24 protein-coding genes and 1 pseudogene are annotated in these 24,863 nt (G+C 54.8%); 14 read left to right on the top strand and 11 right to left on the bottom strand.

Annotated elements, in window-relative coordinates; genetic code table 11:
* Together sitB and OGV38_RS16600 are read right to left on the bottom strand one after the other, a co-directional pair.
* Complete coding sequence (gene sitB, locus OGV38_RS16595) at positions 1-816, bottom strand: iron/manganese ABC transporter ATP-binding protein SitB (RefSeq protein ID WP_286474078.1); 816 nt, start codon at positions 814-816, stop codon at positions 1-3.
* The gene (locus tag OGV38_RS16600) at positions 813-1,730 is read right to left on the bottom strand and encodes a metal ABC transporter substrate-binding protein (protein ID WP_019077550.1); all 918 of its coding nucleotides are present in this window, start codon (positions 1,728-1,730) and stop codon (positions 813-815) included. The genes sitB and OGV38_RS16600 overlap by 4 nt, the downstream gene beginning before the upstream one ends.
* A 188-nt stretch (positions 1,731-1,918) precedes the next feature.
* On the opposite strand from OGV38_RS16600, the gene OGV38_RS16605 reads away from it, so the two are divergent.
* Positions 1,919-2,263: a nitrous oxide-stimulated promoter family protein gene (locus OGV38_RS16605; RefSeq protein WP_003825888.1), complete on the top strand. Its 345-nt coding sequence runs from the start codon at positions 1,919-1,921 to the stop codon at positions 2,261-2,263.
* A 106-nt stretch (positions 2,264-2,369) separates the two neighbouring features.
* Here the strand turns inward: OGV38_RS16605 and flhA are convergent, their stop codons facing one another.
* The 6 genes from flhA to hypA form a co-directional block, all read right to left on the bottom strand.
* The gene (gene flhA / locus OGV38_RS16610) at positions 2,370-4,448 is read right to left on the bottom strand and encodes a formate hydrogenlyase transcriptional activator FlhA (RefSeq protein WP_047357866.1); all 2,079 of its coding nucleotides are present in this window, start codon (positions 4,446-4,448) and stop codon (positions 2,370-2,372) included.
* Between the two features lie 206 nt (positions 4,449-4,654).
* Entirely contained in the window at positions 4,655-5,665 is a 1,011-nt protein-coding gene (hypE, locus tag OGV38_RS16615; protein ID WP_286474081.1) for a hydrogenase maturation carbamoyl dehydratase HypE, read from the bottom strand.
* Positions 5,662-6,783 carry a hydrogenase formation protein HypD gene (gene hypD, locus OGV38_RS16620; RefSeq protein ID WP_016154193.1) on the bottom strand — a complete coding sequence of 374 codons (1,122 nt, stop codon included), beginning with the start codon at positions 6,781-6,783 and terminating at the stop codon, positions 5,662-5,664. The genes hypE and hypD overlap by 4 nt, the downstream gene beginning before the upstream one ends.
* Positions 6,783-7,055 carry a hydrogenase 3 maturation protein HypC gene (gene hypC / locus OGV38_RS16625; protein ID WP_003037411.1) on the bottom strand — a complete coding sequence of 91 codons (273 nt, stop codon included), beginning with the start codon at positions 7,053-7,055 and terminating at the stop codon, positions 6,783-6,785. Before hypC ends, hypD begins: the two co-directional genes overlap by 1 nt.
* Positions 7,046-7,918, bottom strand: a complete 873-nt coding sequence (gene hypB / locus OGV38_RS16630; RefSeq protein WP_016154192.1) for a hydrogenase nickel incorporation protein HypB — start codon at positions 7,916-7,918, stop codon at positions 7,046-7,048. Before hypB ends, hypC begins: the two co-directional genes overlap by 10 nt.
* A 53-nt stretch (positions 7,919-7,971) precedes the next feature.
* Entirely contained in the window at positions 7,972-8,343 is a 372-nt protein-coding gene (gene hypA, locus OGV38_RS16635) for a hydrogenase maturation nickel metallochaperone HypA (RefSeq protein WP_019077546.1), read from the bottom strand.
* A 198-nt stretch (positions 8,344-8,541) separates the two neighbouring features.
* Here hypA and hycA point away from each other — a divergent pair, with 198 nt between their 5' ends.
* The 9 genes from hycA to hycI all read left to right on the top strand — a co-directional run bounded on the left by hycA (position 8,542) and on the right by hycI (position 16,418).
* The gene (gene hycA, locus OGV38_RS16640) at positions 8,542-9,000 is read left to right on the top strand and encodes a formate hydrogenlyase regulator HycA (protein ID WP_016154190.1); all 459 of its coding nucleotides are present in this window, start codon (positions 8,542-8,544) and stop codon (positions 8,998-9,000) included.
* 141 nt (positions 9,001-9,141) lie between these two features.
* Positions 9,142-9,753 carry a formate hydrogenlyase subunit HycB gene (hycB, locus tag OGV38_RS16645; protein WP_016154189.1) on the top strand — a complete coding sequence of 204 codons (612 nt, stop codon included), beginning with the start codon at positions 9,142-9,144 and terminating at the stop codon, positions 9,751-9,753.
* Positions 9,750-11,576, top strand: a complete 1,827-nt coding sequence (gene hycC / locus OGV38_RS16650; protein WP_286474085.1) for a formate hydrogenlyase subunit 3 — start codon at positions 9,750-9,752, stop codon at positions 11,574-11,576. Before hycB ends, hycC begins: the two co-directional genes overlap by 4 nt.
* A 2-nt stretch (positions 11,577-11,578) precedes the next feature.
* Positions 11,579-12,502 (top strand): respiratory chain complex I subunit 1 family protein, encoded by a 924-nt coding sequence (locus OGV38_RS16655; protein WP_269517927.1) that lies wholly within the window; start codon positions 11,579-11,581, stop codon positions 12,500-12,502.
* Positions 12,503-12,519: 17 nt separating this feature from the next.
* Positions 12,520-14,229: a formate hydrogenlyase subunit HycE gene (gene hycE / locus OGV38_RS16660; RefSeq protein WP_016154186.1), complete on the top strand. Its 1,710-nt coding sequence runs from the start codon at positions 12,520-12,522 to the stop codon at positions 14,227-14,229.
* A gap of 9 nt (positions 14,230-14,238) precedes the next feature.
* Complete coding sequence (hycF, locus tag OGV38_RS16665; RefSeq protein WP_016154185.1) at positions 14,239-14,781, top strand: formate hydrogenlyase subunit HycF; 543 nt, start codon at positions 14,239-14,241, stop codon at positions 14,779-14,781.
* Positions 14,781-15,548: a formate hydrogenlyase subunit HycG gene (hycG, locus tag OGV38_RS16670; protein WP_003037388.1), complete on the top strand. Its 768-nt coding sequence runs from the start codon at positions 14,781-14,783 to the stop codon at positions 15,546-15,548. Before hycF ends, hycG begins: the two co-directional genes overlap by 1 nt.
* On the top strand, positions 15,545-15,955 hold the full coding sequence (locus tag OGV38_RS16675; RefSeq protein ID WP_003037385.1) for a formate hydrogenlyase maturation HycH family protein: 411 nt from the start codon (positions 15,545-15,547) through the stop codon (positions 15,953-15,955). The genes hycG and OGV38_RS16675 overlap by 4 nt, the downstream gene beginning before the upstream one ends.
* The gene (hycI, locus tag OGV38_RS16680; protein WP_016154183.1) at positions 15,948-16,418 is read left to right on the top strand and encodes a hydrogenase maturation peptidase HycI; all 471 of its coding nucleotides are present in this window, start codon (positions 15,948-15,950) and stop codon (positions 16,416-16,418) included. The genes OGV38_RS16675 and hycI overlap by 8 nt, the downstream gene beginning before the upstream one ends.
* A gap of 74 nt (positions 16,419-16,492) precedes the next feature.
* On the opposite strand, the gene OGV38_RS16685 is transcribed toward hycI, so the two are convergent.
* On the bottom strand, positions 16,493-16,732 hold the full coding sequence (locus OGV38_RS16685; RefSeq protein WP_016154182.1) for a SymE family type I addiction module toxin: 240 nt from the start codon (positions 16,730-16,732) through the stop codon (positions 16,493-16,495).
* Between the two features lie 272 nt (positions 16,733-17,004).
* Between OGV38_RS16685 and OGV38_RS16690 the strand changes: the two genes are divergently transcribed.
* A complete protein-coding gene (locus OGV38_RS16690; RefSeq protein ID WP_016157319.1) occupies positions 17,005-17,469 on the top strand; it encodes an OB-fold putative lipoprotein in 465 nt (154 codons plus the stop codon).
* Between the two features lie 83 nt (positions 17,470-17,552).
* On the opposite strand, the gene OGV38_RS16695 is transcribed toward OGV38_RS16690, so the two are convergent.
* Positions 17,553-18,977 carry a 6-phospho-beta-glucosidase gene (locus OGV38_RS16695; protein WP_019077542.1) on the bottom strand — a complete coding sequence of 475 codons (1,425 nt, stop codon included), beginning with the start codon at positions 18,975-18,977 and terminating at the stop codon, positions 17,553-17,555.
* 22 nt (positions 18,978-18,999) lie between these two features.
* Positions 19,000-20,454, bottom strand: a complete 1,455-nt coding sequence (ascF, locus tag OGV38_RS16700; RefSeq protein ID WP_286474091.1) for a PTS cellobiose/arbutin/salicin transporter subunit IIBC — start codon at positions 20,452-20,454, stop codon at positions 19,000-19,002.
* A 264-nt stretch (positions 20,455-20,718) separates the two neighbouring features.
* Here ascF and OGV38_RS16705 point away from each other — a divergent pair, with 264 nt between their 5' ends.
* From OGV38_RS16705 to hypF, 3 genes and pseudogenes are all read left to right on the top strand, one after another.
* Positions 20,719-21,732, top strand: a complete 1,014-nt coding sequence (locus tag OGV38_RS16705; protein ID WP_269517920.1) for a LacI family DNA-binding transcriptional regulator — start codon at positions 20,719-20,721, stop codon at positions 21,730-21,732.
* Positions 21,733-21,877: 145 nt separating this feature from the next.
* Positions 21,878-22,423, top strand: coding sequence for an electron transport protein HydN (hydN, locus tag OGV38_RS16710; RefSeq protein ID WP_003037366.1), 546 nt, complete (start codon positions 21,878-21,880; stop codon positions 22,421-22,423).
* A gap of 94 nt (positions 22,424-22,517) precedes the next feature.
* A pseudogene (gene hypF / locus OGV38_RS16715) lies at positions 22,518-24,757 on the top strand (carbamoyltransferase HypF).
* Positions 24,758-24,863: the final 106 nt, after the last annotated feature.

Genomic DNA, 24,863 nt, shown 5'->3' on the forward strand with positions numbered 1-24,863 from the left:
TTACTCCCCCTCGCTTGCCGCGCGTCGCGAAATAAACGGACGTTCATCATCGGTAATCACGTGTTGTTCACCGCCTCTCAGCGCGACGTGACGCAGAACGCCGCTGAATGCCAGCTCGAGATTCTCGTGGGTAAAGGTGGTTTCGGTTGGCCCACTTGCCAGCACCGTGCCCTTAATCATCACCGTGTAATCGCAAAATTCGGTGACGGATCCCAGATTATGGGTAGAGACCAGCATGGTCCGGCCTTCATCACGCAGTTCACGCAGCAGATCGATGATCCGGGCCTCGGTTTTCACATCCACGCCGGTGAAGGGTTCATCCAGTAAAATAACCTGCCCGTCCTGTGCGATGGCTCTTGCCAGAAAAACGCGTTTTTTCTGCCCGCCGGACAGTTCACCTATCTGGCGATGGCGATAGTCCAGCATATCTACCCGCGCCAGCGCCGCATCCACGCAGTCGTGGTCGATTTGTTTTGGTCGACGCAGCCACCCCATATGGCCAAAGCGGCCCATCATCACTACATCTTCCACCAGTACCGGAAACGACCAGTCCACCTCTTCTGACTGGGGGACATAGGCGATAAGATTCTGTTTGAGCGCCTTATTAACCGGTTGTTGCAGAATAGATATTTCCCCTTTCGCCAACCGGACAAAACCCATCAGCGCTTTAAAAAGCGTTGATTTTCCCGAACCGTTTACGCCGACCAGAGCGGCAATTGAGCCGCCCGGAACCTGAAAAGTGGCATCCCGCAGCGCGGTGTGGCCGTTGCGATACGTCACCGTAACCTGATTCACGGTAATCGCAGATTGACTCATTTTTGGCTCCTTAACCCGTCGTTGATGCCGCTGACGATGGTTTCTGTCGTCACGCGCAGTAAATCCAGATAGGTCGGTACCGGACCATCGGCAGCGCTGAGCGAATCGACATACAGCACGCCGCCGTAATACGCGCCAGACTCGCGGGCGACCTGACGCGCAGGTTTGTCGGACACGGTGCTTTCGCTAAATACGGTAGGGATTTGATGTTTTCTGATCGCATCGATCACTTTGCGTACCTGCTTGGGCGTGCCTTGCTGATCGGCATTGATCGGCCACAGATACAGCTCTTTCAGGCCGTTATCACGCGCGAGGTAAGAGAATGCGCCTTCGCTGGTGACCAGCCAGCGTTTATCAGCAGGGAGCTTCGCCAGTTCTGCATGCAGTGGCGCCAGAGTCTGCTGGATTTTCGCTTTATAATTCTCCGCATTTTTCTGGTAGGTTGCGGCATGGTCGGGATCGTATTTCATCAGCGCATCGCGAATGTTATCCACGTAGATAAGCGCGTTCTCCGCTGACATCCAGGCATGCGGATTCGGTTTGCCGTTGTATGGCCCTTCGCTGATACCCATTGGCTGCACGCCATTTGAGACCATGACCTCCGGTACGCCGGACAAATTTTGGTAGAAGCGGGCAAACCATAGTTCGAGATTAAGGCCGTTGGAGAGAATAAGCTGTGCGCCTTGCGCCCGTTTAATATCTCCCGGAGTGGGTTGATATTCGTGAATTTCTGCCCCGGGTTTGGTGATGGAACTGACGTCCGCCGCGTCACCTGCCACGTTGCTTGCCATATCGGCAATCACCGTAAAGGTGGTTATCACTTTGAACTTTTCTTTCGCCCAGGCAGGTGACAGCGTAAGCGCCGTTAACACGCTGGCAAGGAGAAATGACTTTAGATGGGGCAGATGCGGCATAGTATCCCTCACAACAAAGTGGTTAATTTATCATCGAATATAGCCTTTGCTATGTTATATAGCACATGGCATAAACAAATGAAAATAATTCTTATTTGCGTAGGGTGCTAAGGAATGTATCACCGCCAGGTAATAGTCCTGCGCTTAGTTAAGGTGTATTATTTATGCAACTTAATTGTGGAGGCATCATGTCCGGCAAACGTATTGCACGTGAGAAAATGACGATCCAGAGAATGATCTCGCTGTATGAGAGCCAGTGTCCGCAGGCTTCAGATGAACCGGGGCATTACGATGCGTTGTTTGCCTATGCGCAAAAGCGCCTGGATAAGTGCGTATTTGGTGAGGAAAAACCGGCCTGCAAACAGTGTCCGGTGCACTGTTACCAGCCCGCTAAACGCGAAGAGATGAAGCAAATTATGCGTTGGGCTGGACCCAGAATGCTCTGGCGTCATCCGATCCTGACCGTGCGTCATCTGATTGATGACAAACGTCCGGTGCCGGAGTTACCCGAGAAATACCAGCGGAAGAAGTGATTTAGCAATTCTATGCCGGATGGCGGCTGCGCCTTATCCGGCCGACAAAGACAAACGCACCAGTGGCGTAGGCCCGATAAGCGTAGCGCTATCGGGCAATAATCCGTTAAACCAGTGCGTCCTTATCAATGCCCAGGCGCTTCATGCGCGAGAGTAACGTTGTGCGTTTCAACCCCAGTCTTTGTGCCGCGCCTTTAGGACCGGCGACAACGCCATTGGTTTCTTTCAGAACGCGCATTATCAGCTGGTATTCATCTTCGCCATCCTGCGCGACTTCGGTCGCCACCGGCGGCGTAGACGGCGCCATAGCGATTACATCCGGCAAGGACAGTTGCAGCACGTTGCCCCGGGTGAGCAGAACCGCGCGTTCTACGACGTTTTCCAGCTCGCGCACGTTACCCGGCCATTCCATGTTGCTCAGCGTACGCAGGGCTTCGGCGGGAATGCTGTCGATATTGCGCCCCATCCGGCGGGCAATTTTGAAGGTGAAGGCTTTCACCAGCAGCGGAATATCTTCCGGGCGCTCGCGCAGCGGCGGCAGATGGATCGGGAAGACGTTCAGTCGATAGTAGAGATCGTTACGAAACTCGCGATCGGCGACCATCTTTTTCAGATCGCGGTTAGTGGCAGCGATCAAGCGAACGTCGGTCTGGATCAGCTTATTGCTGCCCAGACGTTCAAACTCCTGCTCCTGCAGAACGCGCAGCAGCTTGGGCTGAAGCTCCAGCGGCATGTCGCCAACTTCATCGAGAAATAACGAACTTTTGTCCGCCAGTTCAAAGCGTCCAATCCGCTGCGTGCTGGCCCCGGTAAATGCGCCACGCTCATGGCCAAACAGATCGCTTTCCAGCAATCCGGCAGGCATTGCCGCGCAGTTCATTTTCACCATCCGACGGGCGTTACGTCCGCTCAGGTTGTGAATTGCTCGTGCAATCAGCTCCTTACCCGTCCCGGTTTCACCAAGAATCAGGACAGTGCTGTCGCTTTGCGCCACCATTTCGACCTGTTTGAGTACGCTGTACATCGCTTCGCTGCGGCCAATGATTTCTCCGAACTCACTTTCTACGTTGTTGAGTTGTTCAGTCAGCGCCAGGTTTTCATCGACCAGCCGCTCCTTCAGGCGGTGGATTTCCTGGTAGGCGAGAGCGTTATCCACGGCGATCGCCACACGTTCTGCGATTTGGCGCAGCAGTTTGAGATTGGCGGTGGTGAATACTTTCTCTTCACATTGCGCCAGCTTAAGTACGCCGAGCATATTATTGCCGGACATCAGCGGCAGCAGGCACAGAGTCTGTAGCTGGTTGCCCCAGGTTTCGAACAACATTCTTTCGTAAGGGGCCAGGGTATCGCGTTCGCTCAGGTTAATCAGCAGCATCTCTTTACTTTTGAAGACCCGTTCAGAGAGCGTGCCGGCTTCGTCCACTTCACTTTGTTCGTGTGCCGGATGATGTTCATCCAGATAGTGAGTGGAATAAATGCTGAGCTTGTTTTTGCGATCGCTGCGTAACACGATGCTGATGGCATCAATGTCGAAGTAGTGATGGATCTCTTTGGCGACTTCGCTGACCAGCTCATCAATATCCAGGCGGGAGAGCACAGCATTGGTGATGGCGACCAGGATGCGAAAGTTATCACGCTCACGGCACAGGAGATCGTAATCGACATTGTTGCTGACCCGGCTTTGAATTTGTTCAGCAACGACGCCGACTATTTGGGTGAAGGTCTGCAGCCGGTTGTACTCTTTTTCACTCCACGGTTGGTCTTCGTTACGGATAAATTCGCAACCGCCAAAGATTCGCCCATCTGCTGCCAGCGGTAGCAGGCAATAGTGACCAAATTTAGAATACAGTCCGCCAGAGGCCAGCTGTGGCCAGGTTTCGCTAAACTCATGATAGTTGCAGTGCAGCGCATCGGGGCGAGACAAAATACGGCGTACCGGGCCATGCGCCAGTACCGTTTCGTCTTCATAATCGATGGGGTTACCATTTTCACGCGTCGCAAAATAACGCGCACGCTGCGTTTGTGCCTGCCATAAGACAATAGCCGCGCAGTCGGCCAGCGCTGAACGCTTGACCAGTTGCGAAAGCGCCTCGCTGAGAGACGGCAGGTCGGGCTGCTGTAATAATGTACGAGTAATATCGAACAGGCCTTGCTGTCCGAGGTCACTCATCGGTGTATACGACATATTGCTTTTCCAGGAAAAGCACCGCAGAACGGTGCGAAAACGGTAAATGAATTATAGGTATAAGTCGTAAATTATTGCCGGACTGGTCCAGCTACACGAACCGTAGACCCGATCGGCAAAACGCCATCAGGTGATATTGCAGCGTTAAGGCCGGATGTCGACGCAAATGCGTCTTACCCGGCCTACAGCTTGCTGCCAACCGGCTGTTAGCATATACGAGGTAATGGTTCGGCGTGTGGTAAATCGAGAGTGCGTTTCACGCCGTAGAGTCCGGCAAGACGCACACCTTTGCGCTCTACCACTTCACCAATCATTGCGGCATCGCGTCCTAACGGATGTGCGCGCAGCGCGGCAAGCACCGTTTCAGCAGCCTGACGCTCAACGGCAATCACCAGCTTGCCTTCGTTAGCAAAGTTAAGCGCATCCAGACCCAGCAGTTCGCAAACGCCACGCACCGCGGGCTTCATGGGCAGGGCCGCTTCAGACAGCTCAATACCAAACCCGCATGAGGCGGCAAACTCATGCGTTACCGCATTCACGCCGCCACGGGTCGCGTCACGCAGCGCCTTCACGCCGGGAATATCACGCAGCGTCTGGATAAGCGGTGTCAATACCGCGCAGTCGCTGACCAGTTCGCCATCAAGACCCAGCTGTTCGCGCAGGTTAAGGATAGTTGCGCCGTGATCGCCAAGCGTACCGCTGACCAGCAGCACATCGCCTGGGCCGAGGGTCTGTGCGCCCCAGTGAATGTTGGCGGGGATCGCCCCCATTCCGGCCGTGTTGATGAACAGCTTGTCTGCAGCGCCGCGCTGCACGACTTTGGTATCGCCGGTCACGATGGCGATGCCTGCTTCACGCGCGGTCGCCGCCATACTGTTGACGACGGTTTTCAACGTCTCCATCGGCAAACCCTCTTCGAGGATAAAACCGCAGGAGAGGTAGCGAGGGATCGCGCCGCTGACCGCCACGTCGTTAGCCGTACCGCAGATGGCCAGCTTGCCGATATTGCCACCCGGGAAGAACAACGGATCGATAACATAGCTGTCGGTTGAAAACGCCAGACGATCGCCTTCTGCAACCAGTTGTGCCAGGTCCAGACGGGCCTGATCTTCTTGTTCCGCCAGCCACGGATTAGCAAAAGCCTCCATAAACAGACTGTTGATCAACTGCTGCATAGCCTGACCGCCGCTACCGTGGGCGAGTTGTACGCTGTTCATGCTTCACACTCCTGCTGACGATACTGATACCAGGCGGCACATGCGCCTTCTGAGGAGACCATCAGGGCGCCAAACGCGGTCTCCGGGTTACAGGTTTTGCCAAATAGCGGGCACTGATGCGGTTTGCATCTGCCGGTCAATACCTCGCCGCAACGCGCGCGCGGATCGTCATACACCTGCTGCGGCGCTGGCTGGAAATGCGCTTCGGCATCAAAGCGCTGATAGTCTGGCGTCAGGTGAACGCCAGAGGATTCAATGACGCCCAGACCTCGCCATTCGCTATCGCCATTGACGCAGAACACTTCGGCGATGGCCTGTTGCGCTAGCAGGTTACCGGCGTCCGGCACCACGCGGCGATACTGGTTTTCAACCTGGCTATGCGCGGCAATCTTCTGTTCAATCAACATCACCACGCCCTGCAACAGATCGAGCGGTTCGAAACCGGCGACCACCAACGGACGATGGAAATCTGCAGCAATGAAATTATAGGCATCGGTGCCAATCACCATGCTGACATGGCCCGGGGCTAAGAAGGCGTCGATGCCGTTGTCCGGCTGTTCCAGCAGGCTGCGCAGCGTAGGGATAAGCGTGATGTGTTGGCAGAAAAAGTAAAAGTTCTGCACGTCACGCTGTTTTGCCTGCTGAAGAGTGATGGCGGTGGTTGGCATTGTGGTTTCAAAACCCAGGCCAAAGAACACAACCTTACGCGTTGGGTTTTCCTGCGCCAGCTTCAGCGCATCCATCGGTGAATAGACGATGCGGATATCCGCGCCGCGCGCTTTGGCTTGTAGCAAAGAACCTTGTTTACCCGGAACGCGCATCGCATCGCCAAAGGTGCAAAAAATCACTTCCGGATGGCTGGCGATTTCCACACAGCTGTCGATTCTGCCCATCGGCAGAACGCAAACCGGGCAGCCCGGGCCATGAATAAACTCGACGTTGTCGGGCAACAATTGGTCGAGACCGAACTTGAAGATAGCGTGGGTATGACCACCACACACTTCCATGATGCGCAGCGGACGTTCAGCAGTGTAGGGGAGGTGTGCGGCACGTTCACACAGGTGCTCTATCAACTGCATCACCTGTTCTGGTGCGCGGTATTCGTCAACAAAACGCATTATTTTTCCTCGCCATACAACAACGCGCCGACATCCGGCTCAACGTCAAACATGTTTTGTAGCGCGTCGAGCGTGTCGCGCGCTTCAGCTTCATTAATGATGCTCATGGCAAAGCCGACGTGGACCAGTACCCACTGGCCCAGACGGGGTTGACCGTGTTCATCGCAGCTTCCGACCAGCGTCAGGTCGACGTCGCGCTGAATACCGCAAACGTCGACTTTGGCCTGGTTGCCATCAATGGTGCGGATTTGACCCGGAACACCTATGCACATCGCTGCGTCTCCAGCCAGGAGAGCCATTGGTCCATGCCTTCGCCACTGGTGGCGGAAATCAGGATAATCTCAATTTCCGGGTTCACTTCCCGGGCGCTGGCGATGCACTTTTCTACGTCAAAATTGAGGTACGGCAGTAGGTCTACTTTGTTGAGCAGCATCAGCGACGCGGCGGCAAACATATGCGGGTATTTCAGCGGCTTGTCTTCGCCTTCGGTGACGGAAAGCACCGCCACTTTATGGCGTTCGCCGAGGTCGAAGCTAGCCGGGCAAACCAGGTTCCCGACGTTTTCAATGAACAGGATGCCGTTGTCTTCAAGCGGCAAACGTGGCGCGGCGTCAGCAATCATTTGTGCGTCAAGGTGGCAACCTTTACCGGTGTTGACCTGGATGGCGGGCGTACCTGTGGCGCGAATACGGGCGGCATCGTTAACCGTCTGCTGGTCGCCTTCAATGACGGCGCAAGGCACGCTGTCTTTGAGCTTCATCAGCGTTTCGGTCAGCAGCGTGGTTTTACCGGAGCCTGGGCTTGAGACAAGGTTTAATACCAGATGTTGACGGGCAGCAAAGCGTGCGCGGTTGCGCTCGGCCAGACGGTTGTTTTTATCCAGCACGTCAATTTCCACTTCCAGCATTCGGCGCTGACTCATGCCAGGCGCGTGGGTGCCTGCTTCACCGTGACCGTAATGCAAATCGCCTTCTTCGGTCTGGCTCGGTGTGAAACTGGAGGTCTTCACCCCGGTAATATTCAGCGCCGGACGAGCCGCTGGGGCAAATGGCGCGCTGCGAAACGCCGAGTGGGGATTATGCTCATCACCCTCTATATAAAGGTTGCCTTCAGCGCAACCACATGTCGTACACATCGCTCACTCCTGATCTTATTACTTGCGATACTTCAGTTGCCGGATGATGACGCTTAGGCGTCGGCATCCGACGCTGGAGTTTCATCTATTTCAATACGTCGAATCTGTAAGCCGTCATCGGCCACAATTCTCAGCATATCGCTGTTGCATTGCGGACATCTGCGCACGCGTTGCGTCAGTAAGGTGACGTATTGCTGACAAGATTCGCACCAACATTCGGCTTCTTGTTCTTCGAGGTGGAGTTTACAACCTTCTGCAAGGGTCCCGCGGCATACCAGATCAAAACAAAAGGCGAGAGCGCTGGTTTCTACGCAAGAAAATGCGCCAATTTTGAGCCAGACCCCAGTTACTCGTTGAGCACCGTATTGCGTGGCCTGTTGTTCAATCAATTCCAGTGCCCGTTGGCAGAGGGTTATTTCGTGCATACCGCCTCCTATGAAGTTGCCGTATTAAAAGCAATAAACATGCCAGCTTGAATTTTTTCGATCGTGACAATGACGACGATGACGAAATGACATGTCGTCACCGCTCTTTGATTTTTTATCTATATGAAAATTAAAGTTTTTAATTTTGGCATGAAATGTGCTTAAAGCTGTTCATCTCTGCTAAACGGGTAACCTGACATGACTATTTGGGAAATAAGCGAAAAAGCCGATTACATCGCTGAACGGCATCGTCGCCTACAGGACCAGTGGCGTATTTACTGCAACTCGCTGGTTCAGGGGATCACCCTGTCAAAAGCGCGTTTGCATCATGCAATGAGCTGCGCACCGGACAAGGATCTCTGCTTCGTCCTTTTTGAACACTTCACTATCTACGTCACGCTGGCGGACGGCTTTAACAGCCACACCATCGAGTACTACGTTGAAACGAAAGACGGTGATGATAAGCAACTGATTGCACAGGCTGAGTTGACCATCGACGGTAAGGTTGATGAGCGTATCAGCAACCGCGATCGCGAGCAGGTGCTGGAGCACTATCTCGAAAAAATCGCCACCGTCTACGACAGCCTCTATACCGCGGTTGAAAACAATATGCCGGTGAATTTAAGCCAGCTGATTGAGGGACATAGCCCGGCTTAAGCCTTGGGTGTGCCCACTTTTGTCATGATGCACTTTCATACTGCGTCACGACGTTTAGGGAATGGGCATGTCGAAAAATGTCGAAATGACATTTTCCAGACATGTTTTCGTCAAAAATGACTATCACCTGAGGAATGCCTGGTGAATCGTTTTGTAATTGCTGACTCCACTCTTTGCATCGGCTGCCACACCTGTGAAGCCGCCTGCTCAGAGACACATCGCCAGCATGGCCTGCAGTCAATGCCGCGCCTGAAAGTGATGTTAAATGAAAAAGAATCCGCCCCGCAGCTTTGCCATCATTGCGAAGATGCGCCTTGCGCCACCGTTTGTCCGGTTAATGCGATTAATCGCGTTGATGGTGCCGTGCAGCTGAATGAAAGCCTGTGTGTAAGCTGCAAACTGTGCGGGATCGCCTGTCCGTTTGGCGCGATTGAGTTTTCCGGTAGCCGTCCGCTGCATATCCCGGCAAACGCCAATACGCCAAAAGCGCCTCCGGCTCCGCCAGCGCCTGCCCGCGTGAGCACGTTGCTGGACTGGGTTCCGGGTATTCGTGCCATCGCGGTGAAATGCGATCTGTGCAGTTTTGACGAGCTTGGTCCGGCCTGCGTACGCATGTGCCCGACCAAAGCCCTGCACCTGGTGAGTAACGTGGATATTGCCCGCGCCAGCAAACGTAAGCGTGAGCTGACTTTTAATACCGACTTCGGCGATCTCACCTTGTTTCAGCAGGCTCAGAGTGGGGATGCAAAATGAGCGCAATTTCACTGATTAACAGCGGCGTAGCCTGGTTTACGGCGGCTGCGGTTCTGGCATTTCTGTTTTCATTTCACAAACCGCTGAGCGGCTGGATTGCCGGGGTTGGCGGTGCGGTTGGCAGCCTGTGTACGGCGGCTGCGGGTTTCACCGTACTGGTTAATGCACTGGCTTTAAGCGGTGTGATGCCGTTTATTGGTCACAGTGTGCAAATTACCCCGTTGAACGCTATCTGGCTGATTACGCTGGGCCTGTGCGGCCTGTTTGTCAGCCTGTACAACATTGACTGGCATCGTCATCCGCAGGTAAAAGCCAACGGGCTGCTGGTGAATCTGCTGATGGCCGCGGCGGTATGTGCGGTGGTTGCCAGCAACCTCGGAACGCTGGTGGTGATGGCGGAAATCATGGCGCTGTGTGCCGTGTTCCTCACCGGCTGCAGCAAAGAGGGCAAACTGTGGTTTGCGCTGGGCCGCGTCGGCACGCTGCTGCTGGCTATTGCCTGCTACCTGGTGTGGCAACGCTACGGCACCCTGGAGCTGCGCCTGCTTGACCTGCGCGCACAGGAGCTGCCGCTCGGGTCTGATATCTGGCTGCTGGGCGTGGCGGGTTTTGGCCTGCTGGCCGGGATTATTCCGCTGCACGGATGGGTGCCACAGGCACACGCCAACGCCAGCGCACCGGCTGCGGCTCTGTTCTCTACCGTCGTCATGAAGGTGGGGCTGCTGGGTATTCTCTCCCTGTCGCTGCTGGGCGGTAACGCGCCGCTGTGGTGGGGCATTACGCTGCTGGTGCTGGGAATGATCACCGCGTTTGTCGGCGGTCTGTATGCACTGATGGAACACAACATTCAGCGTCTGCTGGCATACCACACGCTGGAAAACATCGGCATTATTCTGCTGGGTCTGGGCGCTGGCGTAACCGGAATTTCCCTGAATCAACCTGCGCTGATTGCGCTGGGTTTGACCGGCGGTCTGTACCACCTGGTAAACCACAGCCTGTTCAAAAGCGTTCTGTTCCTGGGCGCAGGCAGCATCTGGTTCCGTACCGGTCATCGTGATATCGAAAAACTGGGCGGTATCGGTAAACGTATGCCGGTTATCTCTCTGGCGATGCTGGTTGGCCTGATGGCGATGGCCGCACTGCCGCCGCTGAACGGTTTTGCCGGTGAGTGGGTTATCTACCAGTCCTTCTTTAAGCTTGGCAACAGTGGTGCTTTTGTCGGTCGTCTGTTAGGACCGTTGCTGGCGGTGGGACTGGCGATTACCGGCGCGCTGGCGGTGATGTGTATGGCGAAAGTCTATGGCGTTACGTTCCTTGGCGCACCGCGCACGAAGGAAGCTGAAAATGCCTGCTGCGCGCCAATTCTGATGGGCGTTAGCGTAGTCGCGTTGGCTATCTGCTGCGTGATTGGGGGCGTTGCTGCGCCGTGGCTGCTGCCGATGATCTCCGCTGCCGTTCCGCTGCCGCTGGAAACCGCGAACACCACCGTTTCTCAGCCAATGACCACGCTGCTGCTGATCGCATGTCCGCTGTTGCCGTTCATCATCATGGCGATTTTCAAAGGCAACCGTCTGCCATCGCGTTCACGCGGTGCGGCATGGGTGTGTGGTTACGATCACGAGCAGTCAATGGTCATTACCGCACACGGTTTTGCCATGCCGGTGAAAGAAGCCTTTGCGCCGGTACTCAAACTGCGCAAATGGCTGAATCCGGTATCACTGGTTCCGGGCTGGCAGAATGCGGCTGCACCGGTGCTGTTCCGTCGCCTGGCGCTGATTGAGCTGGCGGTACTGGTGGTGATTGTGGTTTCACGAGGAGCCTGAGAATGAGTGTTTTATATCCGTTAATTCAGGCGCTGGTGCTGTTTGCCGTTGCGCCGCTTCTGTCCGGTATTACCCGCGTGGCACGTGCGCGTTTGCACAATCGCCGCGGTCCGGGCGTTTTGCAGGAATACCGCGACATCATCAAACTGCTGGGCCGTCAGAGCATTGCGCCTGCAGATTCCAGTTGGGTTTTCCGCCTGACGCCGTTTGTGATGGTGGGTGTGATGCTGACTATCGCCACCGCGTTGCCGATAGTGACCGTTGGCTCACCACTGCCGCAACTGGGCGATCTGATCACCTTAATTTACCTGTTCGCCATCGCCCGCTTCTTCTTCTCTATCGCGGGCCTGGATACCGGTAGCCCGTTTACCGCTATTGGCGCCAGCCGCGAAGCGATGCTCGGCGTGCTGGTTGAACCTATCCTGCTGCTGGGTCTGTGGGTTGCGGCGCAGGTTGCTGGCTCAACGCATATCAGCAATATCGCCGATACCATTTATCACTGGCCAGCTGCACGCAGCATTCCGTTGATTCTGGCGCTGTGCGCCTGTGCTTTCGCCACCTTTATCGAAATGGGCAAACTGCCGTTCGATCTGGCAGAGGCAGAGCAGGAGCTGCAGGAAGGTCCATTGACCGAATACAGCGGCAGCGGTTTTGCGGTGCTGAAATGGGGCATTAGCCTTAAGCAACTGGTCGTTCTGCAAATGTTCGTTGGCGTGTTCCTGCCGTGGGGACAGATGGAAACCTTCGCCTCGGGTGGGCTGCTGCTGGCGCTGGTGATTGCCGTCGTCAAACTGGTTCTCGGCGTGCTGGTCATCGCCCTGTTCGAAAACAGCATGGCGCGTCTGCGTTTTTGCGCCACTTCACGCGTGACCTGGGCCGGTTTTGGGTTTGCGTTTTTAGCGTTCGTCTCCTTGCTGGTGGCGTGATTTAAGAGAGTTTGAGCATGTCTGAAGAAAAATTAGGTCAACAATATCTCGCGGCGCTGCACCAGGCCTTCCCGGGCGTCGTGCTGGATGAAGCCTGGCAGACCAAAGATCAGCTGACGATCACCGTCAAGGTGAACTACCTGCCGGAAGTGGTGGAGTTCCTGTACTACAAACAGGGCGGCTGGTTGTCCGTGCTGTTTGGTAACGACGAACGTCAGCTGTGCGGTCATTATGCCGTTTACTACGTGCTGTCGATGGAGCAGGGAACCAAGTGCTGGATTACCGTGCGCGTTGAGGTCGATGCCAATAAGCTGGAGTTCCCGTCCGTCACGCCGCGCGTGCCTGCTGCGGTCTGGGGCGAGCGCGAAGTGCGCGATATGTACGGTTTGATCCCGGTTGGTTTGCCCGATGAGCGTCGTCTGGTACTGCCGGATGACTGGCCGGACGAACTCTACCCGCTGCGTAAAGACAGCATGGATTATCGCCAGCGCCCCGCGCCGACTACCGATGCTGAAACCTACGAGTTCATCAACGAACTGGGAGACAAGAAAAATAATGTAGTGCCGATTGGCCCACTGCACGTCACCTCTGATGAACCCGGTCACTTCCGTCTGTTTGTTGACGGCGAGAACATCATCGACGCCGACTACCGTCTGTTCTATGTCCACCGCGGCATGGAGAAGCTGGCGGAAACCCGCATGGGTTACAACGAAGTGACCTTCTTGTCCGACCGCGTGTGCGGCATTTGCGGCTTTGCGCACAGCACCGCCTATACCACCTCCGTCGAGAACGCGATGGGCATCGTCGTGCCGGAACGTGCGCAGATGATCCGCGCCATTCTGCTGGAAGTTGAACGCCTGCACTCGCACCTGCTGAACCTCGGCCTGGCCTGTCACTTTACCGGTTTTGACTCCGGCTTTATGCAGTTCTTCCGCGTGCGTGAAACCTCCATGAAGATGGCGGAGATCCTCACCGGGGCACGTAAAACTTACGGTCTGAACCTGATCGGCGGTATTCGTCGTGATCTGTTGAAAGAGGATATGATCCAGACCCGTCAACTGGCGCAGCAGATGCGTCGTGACGTGCAGGAACTGGTCGATATGCTGCTCAGCACGCCGAACATGGAACAGCGTACCGTAGGTATTGGTCGTCTGGATCCGGAGATTGCCCGTGACTTCAGTAACGTCGGCCCGATGGTACGCGCCAGCGGCCATGCGCGTGACACCCGCGCCGATCACCCGTTTGTGGGCTATGGTCTGCTGCCGATGGAAGTTCACAGTGAGCAGGGTTGCGACGTTATTTCTCGTCTGAAAGTCCGTATCAATGAAGTCTACACCGCACTGAATATGATCGACTTTGGTCTGGACAACCTGCCAGGCGGCCCGCTGGCTGTGGAAGGTTTTACCTACATTCCACACCGCTTTGCGCTGGGCTTTGCTGAAGCGCCGCGCGGGGATGACATCCACTGGAGTATGACTGGCGACAACCAGAAACTGTATCGCTGGCGCTGTCGCGCGGCGACTTACGCTAACTGGCCGACGCTGCGCTACATGCTGCGTGGCAACACCGTTTCCGATGCCCCGCTGATTATCGGTAGCCTCGATCCTTGCTACTCCTGTACCGACCGTATGACCGTGGTCGATGTGCGTAAGAAGAAGAGCAAAGTCGTGCCGTACAAAGAACTTGAGCGCTACAGCATCGAGCGTAAAAACTCGCCGCTGAAATAAGGAATCGCCATGTTTACCTTTATCAAAAAAGTCATCAAAACCGGGGCGCCGACATCGTCGTATCCGCTGGAGCCGATTGCGGTCGATAAAAACTTCCGTGGCAAACCGGAACACAATCCGCAGCAGTGCATTGGCTGTGCGGCCTGTGTGAATGCGTGCCCGTCGAACGCGCTGACGGTAGAAACCGATCTGGTCACCCATGAGCTGGCGTGGCAGTTCAATCTCGGTCGTTGCATCTTCTGCGCCCGCTGCGAAGAAGTCTGCCCGACGGCGGCAATCAAGCTGTCGCAGGAGTATGAACTGGCGGTGTGGAAGAAAGAGGATTTCCTGCAGCAGTCCCGCTTTGCGCTGTGTAATTGCCGCGTATGTAACCGCCCGTTTGCGGTACAAAAAGAGATCGATTACGCCATTGCGCTGCTTAAGCACAACGGTGACAGCCGTGCGGAAAACCACCGTGAAAGCTTTGAGACCTGCCCGGATTGTAAGCGCCAGAAATGCCTGGTGCCGTCTGACCGTATTGAACTGACTCGCCATATGAAAGAGGCCAGCTGATGAGCAATTTATTAGGCCCACGTGACGCCAACGGTATTCCGGTACCGATGACGGTGGATGAATCCATTGCCAGCATGAAAGCGTCGCTGCTTAAAAGCATCAAGCGTTCAGCGTACGTTTACCGTGTGGACTGCGGCGGCTGCAACGGCTGTGAAATCGAAATCTTCGCTACGCTTTCTCCGCTGTTTGATGCCGAACGTTTTGGTATCAAAGTTGTACCGTCACCGCGCCATGCGGATATCCTGCTGTTTACCGGCGCGGTAACGCGTGCCATGCGCTCTCCGGCGCTGCGCGCCTGGCAGTCTGCGCCAGATCCGAAAATTTGTATCTCTTACGGTGCCTGCGGTAACAGCGGCGGTATCTTCCACGACTTATACTGCGTATGGGGTGGCACGGATAAAATCGTACCGGTGGATGTGTATATTCCTGGCTGTCCGCCAACGCCTGCGGCTACGCTGTACGGTTTTGCAATGGCGCTGGGTCTGCTGGAACAAAAAATTCACGCGCGTGCGCCAGGTGAACTGGACGAACAACCGGCTGAAATTCTGCATCCGGACATGGTTCAGCCGCTGCGCGTGAAGGTGGATCGTGAAGCACGCCGTCTGGCGGGCTACCGCTACGGTCGCCAGATTGCTGATGACTATATGACGCAGTTAGGGCAGGGCGAGCATCAGGTGGCGCGCTGGCTGGAAGCGGAAAACGATCCGCGTCTGACCGAGATCGTCACGCATCTTAATCATGTTGTCGAAGAGGCGCGTATCCGATGAGTGAAACGGTGGTGTTCAGTCAACTGAGCCGTAAGTTTATTGATGAGAACGATGCAACGCCCGCTGAGGCGCAGCAGGTTGTCTATTACAGCCTGGCGATTGGTCACCACCTTGGGATCATCGATTGCCTGGAAGCGGCGTTAACCTGCCCGTGGGATGAATATCTGGCGTGGATTGCCACGCTTGCCGAAGGCAGTGAAGCCCGCCGGAAAATGGAAGGCGTGCCGAAGTACGGCGAGATCGTCATCGATTTCAACCATGTGCAGATGCTGGCGCGCGCGTTCGATGATGCTCGTGCCGTGCAGACCCCGCAGCAGCAGGAGTGGAGCAAGCTGATGCTTAGCATGCTTCACGATATCCACCAGGAAAGCGCCATCTATCTGATGGTGAGGAGACATCGTGACTGACGTTTTATTATGTGTGGGTAACAGCATGATGGGCGATGACGGCGCGGGGCCGCTGTTGGCCGAAATGTGTGCTGCAAATCCTCAAGGACAATGGGTTGTCATCGACGGCGGTAGCGCGCCGGAAAACGACATCGTCGCCATCCGCGAGTTGCGCCCGCAGCGTCTGTTGATTGTGGATGCCACCGATATGGGGCTAAATCCTGGTGAAATCCGCATTATCGATCCTGATGATATTGCCGAGATGTTCATGATGACCACCCACAACATGCCGCTGAACTACCTGGTCGATCAGCTGAAAGACGACGTTGGCGAGGTGATTTTCCTTGGTATCCAGCCGGATATTGTCGGTTTTTACTACCCGATGACACAGCCGATCAAAGATGCGGTAGATACCGTCTATCAGCGATTAGCCGGGTGGGAAGGACACGGTGGGTTCGCTGAATTAGAGGCACCGGAAGCCTGAGCCTGAGGGCACTGAATACCGGATGGTGTGTCGCATTACCACCATCCGGATAACGTCGACACCCTCGAAACAGACTATTCACCCGCTTGTTCAATAATTAATTTCCCCTGCGTAACCGATACTTTTACTGACGTGCCCGTTGGGAACCCCGCCTGTTCCAGCCAGTCTCCGTTCATCGTGAGTGAAGCATGGCGGCTTATACGTCGTGTAAAACCGGTTTTGCGATCTTCATGCCGTACTCTGACATAGCTGACTTTAAAATGACGTAATGGCTTGTTGATAACCGCTTCGGCATTACCATTTTTACCAGACATAAACACTCCCTTGTTACGAATAAAACGATGGAAAACTACTGAATAAAATGCCAGTAAAAAGGCGGGAGGGCAAACCCGAAACTGGAAGGCAGATCCATAAAATAGAATGCAAATAATGAAAAAGATGAGAAGTTGATAATAGCTGGGGGGAGAATATTCTCTTCTTTTACTAATACGGGAGATATATTATATTTCGGCGTTGTTCAGGGAGGTTATATACTCGAATTATTTAGAATTTGAATATATGGGAAATTAATATACAGGAGTTATTTATGCGTTCAGGTATTCGTTTGGTAAATTTAATTATTATTTCCTCTCTTCTTAGCGGGTGCGAGACGGCGGCTGACGCGTTCTTCTCTGCGGGAGACCGATTATTTCAACCGGGGGAGTCATCAGCTGCGTCAATGCCAACCTTGTCCGTCGCTGATTTTGTCGCGCCCTATACCTTAAATCCTGTTAAAGCCAATAAGGACTATCTTGGTGAATGGGTGAAGCTGCGGGGCGTGGTCATTGATATTCGTAAGGTTAATGGTATTTCCAATGCTTATTCTTATCTTGTCAGCCTAAAAGACGAAAATAATAAAACGAACAACGTGATTCAGTTCCAGTTTGGCTCCCATAATAGTACGAATGTTGAGTCATTACAGATTGGCCGGAGCGCGACAATTATTGGTCAGGTCCACGCATTGGGCGAAGCGCCTTTGCCGCTGCTGCAAAATCCTAAAGTTGTACAATAAAAATGATAACAGACAGCGGGTATATATATTCTGAATAATACGTGTTGCCGGATGGCGGCGTCATCCGTTATCCGGCAACATTGTTATTCCAGATCGGTCCCGTTGCTCGCAATCACTTTCTTATACCACCAGAACGATTTTTTGCGTTTACGCGCTAACGTGCCGTTGCCCGCGTCATCGCGGTCCACATACACAAAACCGTAGCGTTTGCTCATCTCACCGGTTGAGGCTGAAACCAGATCGATACAGCCCCAGGTGGTGTAGCCCAGCAGCGGCACGCCATCCTCAATAGCATCTGCCATGGCGCGAATGTGCTCGCGTAAATAGCTAATGCGATAGTCGTCATTGATTTCGCCGTTAGCATCGATCTCATCTTTCGCCCCCAGCCCGTTTTCCACCAGAAACAACGGCTTCTGGTAGCGGTCATACATCATATTCATGGTGATGCGCAGACCGAGTGGGTCGATGCCCCAGCCCCATTCGCTGGCGGCAATGTACGGATTACGCAGCGACTTCACCACGTTAGCGGCGCTGGTATTGCCAGTATTCATTTCAGCGGAGGCGCAGCGCGATGCGTAATAGCTAAACGAGACGAAATCGACGGTGTTTTTCAGGATATCGTCATCTTCCGCCGCTTTTTCTATCACCACGCCTTTTTCGCGAAACACACGGGCAGAGTAAGCGGGGTAAGCCCCGCGCGCCTGCACATCAATAAAGAACAGGTTTTCGCGGTCTTTTTCCAGCGCGGTCCACACATCTTCCGGTTTACAGGAATAAGGATAAAAATTACCGCCCGCCAGCATACAGCCGACCTGGTTTTGCGGATTAATTTCATGGGCAATTTTAGTTGCCAGGGCGCTGGCAATCAGTTCGTGGTGGGCGGACTGATATTTCACCTGATCCTGATTCTCACCTTCTTCAAATACCAGTCCGGCGCCAGAAAAAGGGCTGTGCAGCATAATGTTGATTTCGTTGAACGTTAGCCAGTACTTCACCAGACCGTCAAAGGCCTCGAAGCAGGTACGGGCGTAGCGGGTAAAGAACTCCACCATTTTGCGGTTACGCCAGGAGCCATACTCGCTGACCAGATGCATCGGCACATCGAAGTGACACAGCGTAACTAACGGCTCAATACCGTATTTTTTACACTCGGCAAACACGGCCCGGTAAAACGCGATACCCTCTTCATTTGGCGTTAGCTCGTCACCGTTAGGGTAGAGACGGCTCCAGGCAATGGAAGTACGAAAAACCGTAAACCCCATTTCCGCCATCAGCGCGATATCTTCTTTATAGCGATGATAAAAGTCGATTGCCTGATGGCTGGGATAAAATTCGTCATCCCGCAGCGTAAAGCGTTTTTCCTGACCCAGTTTGACGGCCATGCGGTTTGTGCCGTGGGGGATCATATCGACGGTGGTCAGCCCTTTGCCGTCTTCCCGGTATGCCCCTTCAGACTGGTTGGCGGCCAGTGCGCCGCCCCATAAAAATCCTTGCGGAAAAGCAGACATAGTTAACCTCAGTTCATACCAGTCAAATGCTGGCTCTATTGATATTGCCTGGTTGCGCGGCCTGGTTTTTTCTGGCCTGCGCGGCTGCATCTTCGACAGGAATATCTTCAAAGCCGAGGAGCAGTGTTAATACAAAGGAAAGCACGACCGCCAGTGCCATCACGCCAAACACCCAAACGATGGTCATCGGATTAGCTGGATCGAAAAACTGTACGCTGGTGAACAAGCCTGGAGCCGCCATGGAGTGGCTCGCCAGTCCGGCCATTCCGGCAACGGCACCGCAGATAAAGCCGCTGATAAGACTCGCAATCAGTGGGCGTTTCAGGCGGATCGCCACGCCATACAGCGCGGGTTCGGAAATGCCTGCCATGATGGCCGAGGCGGCTGCCGCTAACGCCGTCTGACGCAGTTCCGGGTTTTTGGTTTTCCATGCCACTGCCAGCGATGAACCGCCCAGCGACAAATTGGCACCGATTTCCGACGGCATCACCATGCCTTCTTTTCCGGTTTCGGCAATGGTCTGAATAATGGTTGGCGTGAAGACGCGGTGCATACCGGTCATCACCAGCAGCGGCCACAATGCGCCCACAATGGCCACCGACAGCCAGCCGAGATAGCCGTGAATGGTATAAACCAACGCAGAAATTGCACTACCGATCCAGATGCCGATCGGGCCAATGATGACGATGGCGAGTGGGGCGGCGATCAGCACGATTAGCATCGGTTTAAGGAAGTTTTTGGTTACCGCCGGAGTGATGCGATCGACCCAGCGTTCGATGTAGGACAGACACCAGGTCATGACCAGCGCCGGGATCACCGTGTAGGTGTATTTCACCGCCGTCACCGGGATCAGGGCAAACTCAACGTGCTCACCCTGCGCGGCCTTCGCCATCAGTTCGATGAAGCTGGGATGCACCAGTACGCCAGCGATGGCGATTGCCAGCGACATGTTGGTTTTGAATTTTATGGCTGCTGAGGCGGCGACCATCAATGGCAGGAAGAAGAAGGCGCCGTCGCCGATTACGGTCAGAATGGTGAGTGTGGACGATCCTTTCACCAGCACGCCGGTCATTTCGAGGATCATTGCCAGCAGCTTGAGCATTGATCCGCCAATAATGGCCGGGATCAACGGGGACATTGTGCCGATCAGCGCGTCGAGGATCCCCGCGCCAATCCGTTTCAGCGTCAGCCGAGGTTTGGTTTGCGGCTCTGCAGGTTGCATATTGGCAGGTAACAGGCTGACTACCTCGCGATACGCCTGCGAAACGGTGTTGCCGATGATCACCTGGCACTGGTTATCGCTGCGCACCACGCCGAGCACGCCAGGGAGCGTCTTCAGCGTCGTGCTGTCGACCTGCGAGTCATCTTTGATAACGAAACGCAAACGGGTCATACAGTGGGTCACTGCTGTGATGTTGTCCACGCCTCCCAGAGCCGTCACAACCGAGCGCGCCAGCGCTGCATAATTTTTGGACATCGGATTTAATCCTGTTTTATCAGTAGAGTACGTTATGTTTTATCCGTTCACGTTGGTCGCTTTTCTGGGTTGATGAAACGCAGATAGGAAACCGGTTCCACAAAATCATGTTTAAATTACACGTAATGGGCAAGGTTTAATTTTGATCGTTTTTTATAATTGTGACTCCGATCACCATATGTCAGCGTTTGCAATTGAGCAGCAAGGACAGCGGCGAAACGGTGCAGTACACTGCGTCACATTGAGAGAAAAGGGATGAGTAATATGACCACGATGCTGGAGGTGGCGAAGCGTGCCGGGGTGTCAAAAGCGACGGTTTCCCGGGTGCTTTCCGGGAATGGCTATGTCAGCCAGGAAACCAAAGACCGCGTGTTTCAGGCCATTGAAGAGAGTGGTTACCGCCCTAACTTGCTGGCACGCAGTCTGGCAGCGAAAACTACGCAGACGCTGGGTCTGGTGGTAACTAACACCCTTTATCACGGCGTCTATTTCAGCGAACTGCTGTTTCATACCGCGCGGATGGCGGAAGATAAGGGACGCCAGTTGTTGCTGGCTGACGGTAAGCACAGCGCAGAGGAAGAGCGTCAGGCGATCCAGTACCTGCTCGACCTGCGCTGTGACGCGATTATGATCTATCCGCGTTTTCTTAGTGTGGATGAGATAGACGATATCATCGACGCCCACGCCCAGCCGATTATGGTGCTTAATCGGCGGCTGCGGAAAAATACCAGCCACTGCGTGTGGTGCGATCAAAAGCAAACCAGTTTTAACGCCGTTACTCAGCTCATTGCCACCGGGCACAAAGAGATTGGCTTTATTACTGGCTCGATGGATTCGCCTACCGGCGTGGAGCGACTTTCAGGCTATAAAGACGCGCTGGCACATCATGGCATTCCGCTTAATAATGATTTGATTGTTAAAGGGAAATGGACGCCAGCCTGCGGCGCGGCGGGAGTCGATACTTTGCTTTCGCATAAGGTCAATTTTACCGCGCTGGTGGCCAGCAATGATGATATGGCGATCGGTGCGATAAAGCAGTTGCACGCGCATGGCGTGAGCGTCCCTGCTCAGGTGTCGGTGATTGGCTTCGACGATATCGCCATCGCGCCATACACTATTCCGGCGCTTTCCAGCGTCAAAATCCCGGTAACGGAAATGATCCAGGAAACGATAGGCCGCCTGATCTTTATGCTGGATGACGGGGCGTTTACGCCGCCAAAAACCTTCACCGGTGAACTCATTCAACGCGACTCTGTTGCGCCGCTCGTTTTGCGCTGACGGCTGTCATTTGTCATCGTCACTAGTGACGATGACACGGCTTCTCTGCATTCATCAAAATAAAAAACCTTTAATAACAGTCAATTAAATTCTGGCACGATTTATGAATGCTTCGGCAGATAATCTGTCATTGCTGGAGAAATTGATGAACCGTTTCATCATTGCAGACGCCAATAAATGCATTGGTTGCCGTACCTGTGAAGTGGCCTGCGTGGTATCCCATCAGGATAACCAGGACTGCGCATCGCTGACCCCTGAAACCTTTTTACCCCGCATTCACGTCATCAAAGGCGTTAATGTCTCCACGGCGACGCTGTGCCGCCAGTGTGAAGACGCGCCGTGCGCTAACGTCTGTCCGAACGGTGCAATCAGCCGTGATAAAGGCTTTGTCCACGTGATGCAGGAGCGCTGCATTGGGTGTAAAACCTGCGTTGTGGCTTGCCCTTATGGCGCAATGGAAGTGGTCGTGCGTCCGGTTGTTCGTAACAGCGGGGCAGGTCTGAACGTCCGGGCAGAAAAAGCCGAAGCCAATAAGTGCGACCTGTGCCACCATCGTGAGGCCGGCCCTGCCTGTATGGAAGTCTGCCCGACTCACGCGCTGATTTATGTGGATCGCAATAAGCTTGAGCAACTGAGCGCTGAAAAACGCCGTCGCGCGGCGCTGGATTCCACTGCATCTTTGCTGTTCTGATATCTGAAAATCCGCGTAAAATACGTGCCGGATAAGGCGAAGCCGCCATCCGGCAAACGGACATTTCAGGGATACAATACCGCGGGAATTCATCATGACAATAAACAACCACTCCGGCGTACAGCTGCGTATTCGCGGTAAGGTACAGGGCGTCGGATTTCGCCCCTACGTCTGGCAACTGGCGCAGCGGTTACAGCTACATGGCGATGTGTGTAACGACGGTGACGGTGTGGTTGTGCGTATACAGGAAGATCCGGCAGAGTTTATTGCGCAGTTGCATCAACACTGCCCGCCGCTGGCGCGCATTGACAGCGTTGAGAGCGAACCGTTCGCCTGGACGCAGCCGCCTGCCGATTTCTCGATTCGGCAAAGTGCTGGCGGCACGATGAATACGCAAATCGTTCCGGATGCCGCGACCTGTCCCGAATGTCTGGTTGAAATGAACACCCCCGGTGAACGCCGCTATCGTTATCCCTTTATCAACTGCACCCACTGTGGCCCGTGCTTTACGATTATCCGCGCCATGCCCTACGATCGCCCGTTTACCGTGATGGCGTCATTCCCACTCTGTGCGCAATGCGATAAAGAGTATCGTGATCCATACGACCGTCGCTTCCATGCCCAGCCCGTTGCCTGTCCGGCATGCGGTCCCCACCTCGAATGGTTTAGCGCGGGTGAGCGGGCGGAGAAAGAAGAGGCGTTGCAGGCGGCAGTATCGCGCCTGAAAGCAGGCGGTATTGTGGCCGTTAAAGGGATTGGTGGGTTTCATCTGGTGTGCGATGCACAAAATGATGACGCCGTAGCGCTGCTCAGGCTGCGCAAACACCGTCCGGCAAAACCTCTGGCAGTGATGCTGCCCGGTGATGACGGACTGCCTGAACCCGCTCATCGTTTGCTGACAACCCCAGCCGCGCCGATCGTGTTGGTGCAGAAACGCTATATCGCAGCATTGAGCGAGGGCATTGCGCCAGGGTTAACGGAAGTGGGCGTCATGCTGCCAGCGAATCCGTTGCAGCATTTGCTCTTACAAGAGATGAAGTGTCCGTTGGTAATGACCTCCGGCAATCTCAGCGGCAGACCGCCCGCTATTACCAACGCGCAGGCGCTGGAAGATTTACACGAAATTGCCGATGGTTTCCTGTTGCATAACCGCGAAATTGTGCAGCGGATGGATGACTCTGTGGTACGCGACAGTGGGGAGATGCTGCGTCGTTCACGGGGTTACGTGCCGGATGCGGTGGCGCTGCCGCCAGGATTTCACGACGTGCCGCCGATGCTTTGCCTGGGCGCAGATCTGAAAAATACCTTCTGCCTGGTGCGTGGTGAACAGGCGGTTATCAGCCAGCATTTGGGCGATCTCAGCGATGACGGCATTCAGCAGCAGTGGCGTGATGCGCTGCGCCTGATCCAGAACATTTATGACTTTACGCCGCAGCGTATCGTGCATGATGCACACCCTGGTTATGTTTCCAGCCAGTGGGCCAGCGAAATGAATCTGCCAACCGAAACGGTGCTGCATCACCATGCGCATGCCGCTGCGTGTCTGGCCGAGCACGGCTGGTCGCTCGACGGTGGCGACGTGATTGCCCTGACGTTAGACGGTATCGGCATGGGGGAAAACGGCGCGCTGTGGGGGGGGAGTGTTTGCGGGTCAACTATCGTGAATGCGAACACCTTGGCGGCTTACCGGCGGTAGCGCTGGCGGGGGGCGATCTGGCGGCAAAACAGCCGTGGCGCAATTTGCTCGCGCAGTGCCTGCGTTTTGTTACTGACTGGCAGCGCTACCCGGAAACATCGGTGCTGCAACATCAAAACTGGAACGTGCTGGCGCGCGCCATTGAGCGGGGGATTAACGCACCGCTGGCGTCATCGTGCGGACGGCTGTTTGATGCCGTTGCCGCCGCGCTTCAATGTGCGCCGGAATCGCTGAGTTATGAAGGTGAGGCGGCCTGCGCGCTGGAGGCGATGGCATCGCAATGTGCTGGCGTTGAGCACCCTGTCACGGTGCCGCTTGAAGGCAATCAGCTGAACTTAGCGGTTTTTTGGCAGCAATGGCTGACCTGGCAGGCCAAACCAGCCGAAAGAGCGTGGGCGTTTCACGACGCGCTGGCGCGTGGGTTTGCCACCCTGATGCGTTTGCAGGCCGAAGAGCGGAGGATTAAGACGCTGGTATTCAGCGGAGGTGTGATGCATAACCGCTTATTGTCAGCCCGGCTGGCGTTTTATCTGCATGATTTTACCTTACTGTTCCCGCAGCGTTTACCGGCGGGCGACGGCGGGTTGTCGTTGGGGCAGGGCGTGATTGCCGCGGCGCGGGCGTTGGCGCAAAAATAAAAAAGCCCCGGGACTGGCGGGGCAAGAACAACAGGTCGGGGCATACCGACAAGTGGCAACGCACATCCATGTGCGTGAGGTTAATAAATCAAGCAACGGTATCCTG

The organism is Citrobacter sp. Cb080 (assembly GCF_030334745.1).
Lineage (GTDB): Bacteria > Pseudomonadota > Gammaproteobacteria > Enterobacterales > Enterobacteriaceae > Citrobacter > Citrobacter braakii.